This is a genomic window from Oleiphilus sp. HI0080, assembly GCF_001635135.1.
Genome location: NZ_LWFU01000379.1, coordinates 1 through 10899, shown reverse-complemented (window position 1 = coordinate 10899; position 10899 = coordinate 1). Strand labels below are relative to the sequence as shown.

General features: G+C 47.9%; 7 protein-coding genes. 5 read left to right on the top strand and 2 right to left on the bottom strand.

From position 1 onward, the window contains the following. Together A3751_RS06135 and A3751_RS06130 are read left to right on the top strand one after the other, a co-directional pair. On the top strand, positions 1-1277 hold a 1277-nt coding region (locus A3751_RS06135), incomplete at its 5' end, for an MFS transporter (RefSeq protein ID WP_068453424.1). A gap of 48 nt (positions 1278-1325) precedes the next feature. Next, positions 1326-1814 carry a DUF6231 family protein gene (locus tag A3751_RS06130; RefSeq protein ID WP_068453422.1) on the top strand — a complete coding sequence of 163 codons (489 nt, stop codon included), beginning with the start codon at positions 1326-1328 and terminating at the stop codon, positions 1812-1814. A gap of 16 nt (positions 1815-1830) precedes the next feature. Here A3751_RS06130 and A3751_RS06125 read toward each other — a convergent pair whose 3' ends face one another. After that, the gene (locus A3751_RS06125; protein ID WP_197466205.1) at positions 1831-6447 is read right to left on the bottom strand and encodes a S8 family serine peptidase; all 4617 of its coding nucleotides are present in this window, start codon (positions 6445-6447) and stop codon (positions 1831-1833) included. Positions 6448-6648: 201 nt separating this feature from the next. On the opposite strand from A3751_RS06125, the gene A3751_RS06120 reads away from it, so the two are divergent. Then, on the top strand, positions 6649-7458 hold the full coding sequence (locus tag A3751_RS06120) for an adenosylcobinamide-GDP ribazoletransferase (RefSeq protein ID WP_068453419.1): 810 nt from the start codon (positions 6649-6651) through the stop codon (positions 7456-7458). A 198-nt stretch (positions 7459-7656) separates the two neighbouring features. After that, entirely contained in the window at positions 7657-8094 is a 438-nt protein-coding gene (locus A3751_RS06115; protein WP_068453417.1) for a universal stress protein, read from the top strand. A gap of 3 nt (positions 8095-8097) precedes the next feature. On the opposite strand, the gene A3751_RS06110 is transcribed toward A3751_RS06115, so the two are convergent. Further along, on the bottom strand, positions 8098-10104 hold the full coding sequence (locus tag A3751_RS06110) for a nucleoside-diphosphate sugar epimerase/dehydratase (RefSeq protein WP_068453415.1): 2007 nt from the start codon (positions 10102-10104) through the stop codon (positions 8098-8100). A gap of 347 nt (positions 10105-10451) precedes the next feature. Here A3751_RS06110 and A3751_RS06105 point away from each other — a divergent pair, with 347 nt between their 5' ends. Continuing rightward, complete coding sequence (locus A3751_RS06105) at positions 10452-10820, top strand: hypothetical protein (RefSeq protein ID WP_068491227.1); 369 nt, start codon at positions 10452-10454, stop codon at positions 10818-10820. Positions 10821-10899 lie beyond the last annotated feature (79 nt).

The window sequence follows — 10899 nt, the reverse complement described above, 5'->3', positions numbered from 1 at the left end:
TGAATGGCTTTGAATGGTATGGCCTCGCATTTGCGAGCTATCTACTTACGACACTCATCGGCGTTGTTTGGGCAGGACAAGATACAGACCGTCGGGGCCCTTTGCGTATATTCCTTATCGGCTATGTCGCATTTGGCTTTGGTTTAGTGCTTGCTGGCTTTGCTCAATCCATGGAAGCATTGATGATCGGAAGAGCTTTACAAGGTCTTGGCGGCGGCATCTCTTGGACTGTCGCTTTCGCCACAATTAACCTAGCCTACGAGCCGCTGCAGCGACCAAAAATGATTGCGGTACTCGATGTGGCTTGGATTGTACCTTCGCTACTCGCCCCTATAATCGGTGGCTACTTTGTCGATCATCTAGATTGGCGCTGGATTTTTCTAAGCCAAATCCCGATTCTCCTAGTCGCTGCTGCTCTGCTCTACCCGAGACTTAAACGGCTCGACAAATCCGTAAACGAACAGCAAAGCCTACCATCAGTAAACAAAATACATTCGGCACTTTGGCTGGCGTCTCTTTGCGCTCTCATTCTGTATGTTAGCAACCAGGCATTGTCGTGGCAGTGGGTATTGCTCATCCCCGGCCTATGGCTTATGCGCAGGCCGTTTCTTGCTCTTATGCCAGACAACTTCTTTTCGCTTTCAAACATGCTGACCTTGGTGCTGGTTGTGCATGGAATTGTCTTTATTTGCTTCTACGGGTTAGAGATTTTTCTCCCGATTGCCACCACTAAGATCCATGATATGGATGCGGTCGATACAGGGATTTTAATTGGCGTTGGCGCCTGTACGTGGTGTCTCGCTTCCTTTTTGCAGGCGAAAATCAGTGCTAGGTTAAACGCATCGACATCGCTTGCTATAGGCTTTGGGATGTTTTTAATAGGTACGCTTCTTTTTATTGCCAGCAACCACTTCCCCGAAAATAGCGAGTTCAATGGACCCACGACGATGTCGCTTGCCATGCTGTATCTTGCGATGGCCGTTGCCGCTTTCGGCTCGGGTATGGCCTTCAACACCTGCGTCACTGCGGCCATGGCGAGCACGCAAAAAGGTACAGAAGGGGCTACGTCAACCTCACTGGGAATTATCAGCTCTCTCAGCATTGGCTTAATATCCGGTGTAGGGGGCGCTGTTTTAAACCTTGGTGAGCGACAAGCTCTCGCCACGTCCGTCACGCTGGATACAATCTGGGTGCTGACAGCGGTTTGCGCCCTCTCGGTTTGTTTTGTGTTTGTCCCTAAAATCCGTCGACTAGAGATCAATGCAAAGGCGCAGTAAATAGAGTAAGCACTGATCCATTCGCCCAACAAAACAGAAAAAACCACTATGAATGAAAAGACGCGCAATCAGCTAGAGCAAATAATGGGACTCGTTGCAGATCTAAAGCCAAGCAACTTACTCGTCATTTCTAGCAAACTCTACCCTCTTCTAAAAGCATCTAAGCCGGCTTGCACCCTCACATCTCTAGACCTAGAAGCAATGCCACTTGAAACCTTCTCCGAGCATCTTAGCCCTCTAGTTCAGCACATTGACATGGTGATCGTCGCTGAGGACATCGAAACGCTGGATCGTGAACGAGCAACACAAGTCATCGGCCAGCTGCGAAATGTGTTAAACGCACAGATCATTGCCCTGCTATCGAGTAAGGCAGCGCTTGGCTTTAATGAAATGATCGGGCTTGGATTCAAACGGGAATCGATAGAAAGCGGCTTAGCCACCTATACATACGACATTGCCAACTACAATAAGAAGCGCGAGTGGAATAACGCGCGTTTTTGGGCCAATCCACAAAACTTTGATAAGTTTCGGTGGTAAGTCAGAGCAAGCCTAGTTAAGGCTGCTCTACTATCTGAAGCTCCGTTACCACATCCAAGCCTGAGACATCCTCAAGATCCAGATCGATCGATTCAATCCCGCAAAGCTCACCAACAGAACAAAGCTGTCCGTTCTTATCAAGGTCGGATTGCACAACAACCTCATAGGCCCCAGGCAGTAAACCTTCTACCTGATAAGACCAAATTCCCTGCCCGACCGCTTGCGCATCGACCTGGTTAGCCAAGCCATTGCCGTTATAAAACTGCACGTACATTGGGGCATCAAATTGCTGACCATCAATATTTTGCAACTCAAGCGAAACGCCAATGTATTGAACAGTGCCTTCGCTATCGGTAACCGAAATCGTTGCGAAGTAGGCTGTGTCAAACAGATTTCGCGTATCTACACTCAACCGATATCGAGTCACAGACGGCAGTTCAGGCTCGTCAGCCGGATCAAGCTCTTCAATGACTTGTTCGATCGACAACCACGACTGGTCACTGGTGACAGATGCGATTGATCCATACTCCGTTGAGTTGCTAATGCTTAGCTCGCCCGCAATCGCACTTTGAGTAAACCTAAACTCCCTATCAGAAACACGATAATCCGGAACTTTTGGCGCGATATTAGCCGGATCAGCAGCAATTTGTTGTGCAATACTGACGGCTTTAAAAGCGTCAATCATACCGTGCCCAAAATACGGATCCCGCCCATCAGGGCCAATATCATTAGTGAGTGCGCCGGACGCTAACAAGGAGTCTACATGTGCAGGGGTCAGATCAGGATACACAGACTTCATAAGTGCCAGAACGCCAGAGACAACCGGTGCAGAAAACGAGGTGCCTTGAGATGGAGAGTAACCCGAGGGTTTGCCGTCTGGCAACGTGAGGCCTGTGGGGCTCCCATCAACCCGCATAATTGCATCGAGATATCCATCTCGATCTAAATCTGTGGCGCCATCGCTCAAGTCAGAGATTCCGGCAGGCGCAACCACATCGACAAACTCATTGTAGGTAGAATAGGCGACCTTGCTGCCTTGATAGTCCGTCGCACCGACTGAAATCACACCGTGATTAGATGCTGGATAATTCACAACATAAGAGTATTCATTTCCAGATGCAGCAACCAATATAAGGCCCTCAGCTCTTGCCGCATCGATGGCTTCGAGCATCGACATACTAAAAGCCTCTCCGCCAAAGCTCATGTTAACAATGTCTGCGCGTTGAGACGGCGTTTGCCCACTTACATTATCTAAGCCACTGACATACCTGAGAGCGTTGGCAATATCATAATCACTATACAAACCCTCTTTATTCGCAACCTGAACAGGCATGATTTTCCCGCCCCAAGAAACACCAGCCATCCCTAAGCCATTCTGCGAATTTGCGCCGATGATAGAAGCAACGGAGGTTCCATGCCAAGCATCAGAAGGCTGCATTACCCCAGCAATCTCCTCTGGATCATCATCGATACCGGTGCCGTCAATCGCTAAACCCGGATCAGACACAAAGTCGTACCCTTGAACCAACTTACCAGCAAACTCTTCTTGGTTTGACTGGATGCCGGTATCCAACACCGCGACGATCACGTCTCTAAATGTTCCATCTGATAATGCCGCAGGGCCGCCAGTAGTGATATCCCAGGCCTGAGGCAAATTGATTCGCTCGTGCTCCCACTGATATTGCTGCAACGGCTCGCCACTTAACAACATCGGTTGACGCACGTAGTTGGGTTCTACAATCCGCACATCCGCTCTTAATGAAAGCTCCTTGATACGCCGCAACGTGAGTAAGTCTTCCATACCTTCGGGGTTAATAGCAGCAAGCTCTAGGTCGGCAGGAGACAAATCTGGAAGGTGCTCGGAGTCTAGGGACAAAAGCGAAGCACGGCTGAGATCAAAGTGATCAACCGACCCGCCCAGTGATGCAGCGTATGTTCGAAAACGTTTGTCTGATGTATCAAGGTTGAGAATCGCCTGCTGCTCCGCAAAATCATAAACACCCGAACTATTTAACGAGCTGGAGCTTACCGCCTGCGTTTCCAAAGCATAGGTTCCCGCACCCTCTTCAGCGAGCACTCGAATATAGTAGCGCCCCGTTTCAGGCACAACGATTTGCTCTTGCGCTCCTGCATTATAAGACTTACCTACCGGGACAATATTCGCTAAACCATCTTGTGCTTCTGATTCTTTAAAGAGTTCCAAATCTAAATCGAATAGCGTGACATCTTTGTCTGTTGGCGTCCCTCGCAGCGCAAGTGTTTGGCCTTTCTCAAGATGGGTGAAGAAGATATCTTCTTTATCTGTGCGCTCCGCAAAGCGCCCTTGATCAATCGAAGTCACACTCGCAGATACAAAACCCTGCACCGCCGCAAAGCCATTTATCCGCTGCGCTTCAGCAAACAAGTTGTTTGGTATCTCCGGTGCACGTTCGTCATTTAAATCACTGTCTGCCGTTAAATTATCAGGAGTCGATATTGAACCGGCGATAGATGAACCATAAACACACGACACCAAAACCTGATCATAATCACCAGTAAGCGCAATACCATTTCCAGAAACGGAGCAGCGATGGTGTTCAGCGACCGCATCAACGGAGATATTTAAAGGTGCGTCTTCGCTCACTCGATCTGCAAAGGCAAAAGGTTGATTGCCCGTCACAACCACGGTTTGTTCACCCGAGCGGAGAGTGATCTCGCCACTTAAGCCTTCTACCGCCCCGCTTACAAGATGATGGCTGTAGCGACAAGCTACTTCAACTGATACCGAGCCTTGCGTGACAACCAGCGTTTCAGGGTTCACCTCGCAACGTTGATGGTCTGGCTGAGTAACAATAAGAACCTGCGCAGATGCACCGTCCTCGATTTGTTCGCCAAACTCGACCGCCCCATCCGAGATCAGGGTTCTTGTCGCCTGATCACCTAAACCTAGCTCTAGCTCTCCCACCAAACCACTCACGATGGCAGACACTCTATAAGCCGCGGGCCGACAGTTTAGCTCTACAGTTTGATCAGAAAACATCGATACGGAAGAAGCACTCAATTCGCAAATTGAACCGCTGGGTACCCCACCAATAATTGAAAGCTCAACTTGCGCACCTTTGGGTAGCGTTAGTACGCCCGGAAACGAAGAGTCTGTCGAGAACTCTACCGGCTCAATACGGCTACTTTCGAGACGCAACTGAACGGGAAATCCACTCAGACCATTGATTGGAACCTGCAAATCATAAAAAGTGTCTCGACAAGACACCGATAAAGCAGAGGCTTTGTCCTCCATCAACTCGAGCTCAACCGGTGTAAGTGAACAAGTCTGTTGCACAGGATCTGAGACAACACGAACGTTTAGCTCATCGGTCTCAGAAACACGTCTCGCAAATACGAAATCGCCATCTTCGGTTAGAGTCAGCTCTTGTTCTTCAACAGCTATGCGAACTTCACCGTCTAAACCCGAAACTGCACCGCCAAGTAGATGAGCTATATATTCACAAGAGATATTGATATCAGTCCGATCACTATCCAGACCAATGTCTGAGGCCCATGGTTGAGCAGAAACGCTGCATTCCTGATCTAGAGGCTGTTGTAAGAATTCAAAGCTAATTGCGTTCGCTGCGACAAATTTTTTATCAAATGCATATTCGACGAACTCATCAGGGTTTGTCGAGGACACATTGACAACTTGATTGCCAAGTTTGAAGCTCAAACTACCGTTTAGATCACGAATACTTCCCGCTAAAGAATAGCCTTCTTCACACAACACTCGAACGTTGTTGATGTCTCCCCCATTAAAGCTTCCCTTCTCGCTATTAATGTCGCAAACATACCCTTCGGGATGGGATGCTATCTGGATATTGAAACTCTCTCCTGCTTCAAAAAGATCAGGTAGAACGAAATCATTACCTGAAACGGTTAGCCTCTGCGTCTGACTACCATCCTCCTCGAGCAACTCGAGAGGAAACGCATCTAAGATTGGCTGAAGAGATCCATCGTCGGGATCGATAAGAAAGGCTTTTCCAGCTAAAAAGTATTGGGGCAACTGGGGTTCGGTGCCATCCCCGCAAAGAATTCGTATCGAAGTAATTTGTCCTTCAACCACGCCAGAGGCCAAGCGCGCATCACAGACGAGGCCAACAGAAGTATCCACAACAGAAACAGAATACTCAGAGCCTTTTTTAAGCAAAGATGGGAATGTGAACGGTCCATCCCCACTCAAGGCTAAGCGCTCATCTCCCAATGCTAGAGTCACATGCCCATCCACGCCAAAAGCGCCACCGCCAATACTATAAGCATCACGCAAACAGCGAATTTCTACATTAGAAATGCTCGACGAGTCGAATGTAAGGTCGGCATTTTGAATGGAGCAGGAATAATGCTTCGGCTGCGTGACAATGCTTAGTGCGACAGAGTCTCCTGTCTTAAACTTTTCTGGAAAGGTAAATCGGCCATCACCGGTCACCTCAATCAGGTTGTCGCCATAACGAAGTTGAATAGGCTCTGAGACACCAAAAGCTTGCCCGTTTAGTGTATAAGAGACGTCTGAAAGCACTTCTGTTTCAGGTGAAGGCGCCTCTTCTGAGCTGCTCCCACAAGCAGTTAATACAATAAAGCTGCAGATCAAAAAAAATCGAGACAACATCATGTTCGGCTTCATAAGACTTGTTATTCTGGGTTCACGAGAGATTCTTAAAATTAGTTCAGAAATTGTAACATCACGTAACGACACTGAATTAGAACCAACGCTCAGAACGCGCTAGACTGATCACAAAAAGTGTCAACGAACGTCAACTGAAACCAATACAGGCACGAAAATTGTGAATTCATACTCGCAAATCAAATCGAAATGACCATCCCGCGCCCTATCGATTCCATGCTCAAACATATTAAGGCGACGTTAGACCTATTTACCTGCATTTCGGGCCGCGTCGGAAAATCAGATTCGACAGGCGGACGTTGCGCTAGCCAGCCAAGTCCTCGCTACATAAGAAAAGCTGTCGTGCATCTTCCATTGATCGGCTTGATAAGCGGCGCTCTTGCGGGGCTCTGTTTTTACTACTGCGCTCAATACTTCTCTACGTTCACCGCCTCTCTGCTTGCGATAATTGTTTCCATTCTTTTCACTGGCGCGATACATGAAAAAGGCTTGGCACACAGCTGTGATGATTTCGCGAACGATGAACAAAACACGCCATCTGCAAGAGTGCGGCTAGGTACACACGGCACATTGGGCCTGCTGCTTGTTATCCTCTTAAAGGCCTCCCTGATCGACGACGTATTCTTCTTGAATGGCTATTTGAGAGATGAGATGTCTGTAGTCGTTTTGATTTTTATGTGTACACATTCGTTGAGCAGATTAATGGCCGCCACCTTGGTTTATTTCACACCGGAGGACAAAAGCTCGGCTAGAAATACGCCTTGGTCCTTGTCACTAATCGCGCTCTCAGGACTTCTCGCTTTGGTGCCTCTCGGACTACTTATCGAGCTTAGCCATCGACCGCATTATTCTCTGATACTGCTTCCGATGATGACCGCAACATGGTGTATATTTGAATATACAAAAAACCGCCGAACCCAAAACAAACTTCATTCTCTTGGTGTAGTTCAGCAGGTAAATGAGCTCATTTGCTTGGCTACTTTTGCCATCATTTTATAAAGACAAGCGATATGCCCGCTCATGCAAAAAAGATTGATGCACATCAAGCAAAACTCTTGATGTTGCTCCTACACTAAAGCGAATTGCAGAAATGAATTACTTCGCCGACTCGCGAAAGCACGTTCAGTCTCTGTCCGATATACGCAGGGAGAACCAGAGTCGAAACAAAAAGCAAAGAAGGACTGGAGGGAAAGCACTATGCCGGAATACCAAAACATCCTCGTTGCACTCGAGTGTAGCAAGGAAAGCGACGCCGTTTTAAAGCGTGCAAAAAGATTGGCGGATGCGCAAGGCAACGCGACGCTACATTTGCTGCACGTGGTGATTGATATCATTGCTGTCGATTGGGTAGGAATGCCCGGACAAGTCCCCCCACCAATTGATCAAGAGGAGCTCAGTGCATCTGCAGCGAATTATCTAAAACCCATGATTGACTCAGCGGGCCTTGACCCTAGCACCCTCACGATGCGCTATGGTTTTGCAGCGCAAGAGATTCTCGATCAAGCCAAAGAAGTTGATGCTGACCTGATTATTGCGGGCAGTCATGCACGCCATGGTCTTGAACGATTACTTGGTTCGACAGCACATCGAATACTGAATCTGGCTGACTGCGATGTGCTTCTCGTGAGAGTGTAAAGCTTAGAGGGGTTTATCAGCACTCGAGCGCGCTGTCGCGAGCGCGCTTCCTTTAGCCTTGCCCTCGTCTTCAGACTGATTTGCAGGCATCGGTATGTCGCGAGGCAATACGGGCGGCATATCTGTGTACGTTTTATTCCATACTAAGTCGCTGATGTGCTCGGCAGGCTTGTAATCCAAGGGAGCCATTATCAAAAGATTTCGAACGGCTTCACAATCAAAATCCTTACTGCCCTCATCGATTCGATCTAAAAGTACTTTCACATCATCCCAAGACAGAGAAACCTCTCGAGCTCGCATAATACGTGAATGCGCCGTCTTCATAGGTTCGTTGCCAATTAACAGCTCTTCGTAGAGTTTTTCGCCAGGGCGTAACCCAGTGTACTCAATTTCGACATCGCCATCGGGGTTCTCCTCATCTTTGACCTCAAGCCCCATTAGGCGAATGAGTTTTTTAGCCAAATCGCTAATTTTGACGCTTTCACCCATATCCAGCAAAAAGACATCACCGCCCTCACCCATAGCACCCGCCTGTAAAACCAGCTGCGCGGCCTCAGGAATCGTCATAAAATATCGTGTAATTTCTGGGTGAGTTACTGTGACCGGCCCGCCTTTTTTAATTTGATCTCGAAAAAGTGGTACTACAGAACCAGACGAGCCGAGAACATTTCCAAAGCGCACCATACAAAACCGCGTCGTATTTTGACGCTTGGACAGACCTTGTAACACCAACTCAGCCAGCCGCTTCGACGCGCCCATTACATTGGTCGGTCTTACCGCTTTGTCAGTCGATATCAACACGAACGTTTCCACTTGCGCTTTGATCGCAGCTTCAGCGCAATACCAGGTGCCAAAGACGTTGTTACGAACGCCTTCGATCACATTTTGCTCAACCAAAGGAACATGCTTGTAAGCTGCGGCATGGTACACCGTTTCGATTTGAAAGCTTTTCATCACCTGAGTCATGCGGCCTTGCTTTTGCACAGACCCTACGACCGCCCGCAACTCAACGCCCAGACCTTTCTTATGAATGTAGTGCTTTAACTCACGCTCAATCTCATACAAAGCAAACTCGGAAGAGTCGACCAAAATAAGTTTTGATGGTGAAAGACGTACAATCTGTCTGCATAATTCTGAGCCAATTGAGCCTCCAGCCCCGGTCACAAGAACCGATTTTTTGGTGATGCAATCTGCAAGCAACTCGCGATCAGGAGAAACCTCGTCCCGGCCGAGCAAATCCTCAATATCCACATCGCGAATTTCCTCAATCTTGGCTTTGCCAGAAACGACGTCGGTAATATCCGGGATGGTTTGAACCACAACAGGGTATTGCTCAAGAAAACGAATCACTAAACTTCGCCGAGACCGCGGAGCATGCCCAAGAGCCAATAACACGCGTTTCGCGCCATATTTTGCCAATACTTTGGGTAATGCTGCAGGGCTATATACTCGAACCCCGTTTAAATCTTGCCCATGCAAACTTTCATCATCGTCAACAAACGCGATCGGCTGCATGGCTTTGCTATGAAACAACACCGAACTTAACTGCAAGCCCGACTTACCAGCGCCATAGATAATCACTCTCTCTTTAGTGCGAACAATGGAGTTATGCACTAACGAGCGCGCAGTCATTCTTGAGCCCCCGACGAACACCAGCGCCAAACACCAATAGATAATGGGGACAGAGCGCGGCATCTCTGCGTTCAAAAAAAAGGCTGAAAGAGCCAACACCAGCGTAGAAATCGTCACGCCGCCCAATACCGCACGCATCGCATGATTACTCATATATCGGATAACCGCGCGGTACAAACCGAGCTTGATAAAACAGAACAAGCTACAAAGAACAGTCAGTGACATGACCGTTGCTATCTGCCAAGAGTCGGGAATGTAAAACGCATCTAAGCGCAAACTAAACGCCAACCAGATGGCAAGCGGAAGTGAAATCGAATCGATTAAAAGAGATACCAATCGTTTTTGGTAGCGGGGTAAAAATAGTAAATTGTTCAGCACGTCCTGCTTGTCCCTAGTCACGTCCAGCCAATCGCTCTGGTGTAAGTGAGTATGCGCTTGCTTTTATATGACAACGAATATAGTCAAGGACAATAAAAGTGTCGAGCTCGTCACATAGATTATCTCATCAAAAACGGCCGAATTGAAACCGTGTTCCTTTTTATTAGACCAGTGTGGCATAGACCCTAGTTCGAGTAAAAACAATTGTTTGTCTTGAGCGTCGTTTTAAGTAACTGGTAATATCTAAGCTCAGAATGAGGTTAAGGATTAACCTCATTCGTGCTTCATTATTGAAGGCTTTAATAGCTCGCTTAGCGAAGTCGCCAGCCAACACAAGGAATCGTATTTTGGCACGCACCTACTTATATATTCTGGCCAATAAGTACAATGCCAGAATGAAAATCTGCACTACACCCAACTTGCTTGCCAGCGTCTATCGTGCTCGAGAACAATACCGGCGCGGCCAAACTTGGAAAACCAAAACAGACAGGCTCGTTTATTTCGAAGAATATCGAGACCCCAAGCATGCACTGGAACGTAAAAAAGAGATCGCTGCCCTCTCGCAACTCGAAAGAGAGCACTTCATTGAGAGGCTCAATCCGCATCTTGATGATCTCTGGCCTCAAGTTGCCGAGAGCTATCATTTTGATGAGATGGGTATCAAAGTAGATAAAATTCGCAGAGTGATGACAAAGCGTTGGTATGAGCATCTTTAGATAACAAAATATACCGTGGAAGGGGCAGGGCCCAAACCGACTTGGCCTAGACCCTTTGAGTTTTTGTAGCCGATACGGA

Excerpts from the sequence above, each read along its gene's own strand:
- A3751_RS06125 (WP_197466205.1), bottom strand. The coding sequence starts at position 6,447 with ATGATGTTGTCTCGATTTTTTTTGATCTGCAGCTTTATTGTATTAACT.
- A3751_RS06130 (WP_068453422.1), top strand. The coding sequence starts at position 1,326 with ATGAATGAAAAGACGCGCAATCAGCTAGAGCAAATAATGGGACTCGTT.
- A3751_RS06120 (WP_068453419.1), top strand. The coding sequence starts at position 6,649 with ATGACCATCCCGCGCCCTATCGATTCCATGCTCAAACATATTAAGGCG.
- A3751_RS06115 (WP_068453417.1), top strand. The coding sequence starts at position 7,657 with ATGCCGGAATACCAAAACATCCTCGTTGCACTCGAGTGTAGCAAGGAA.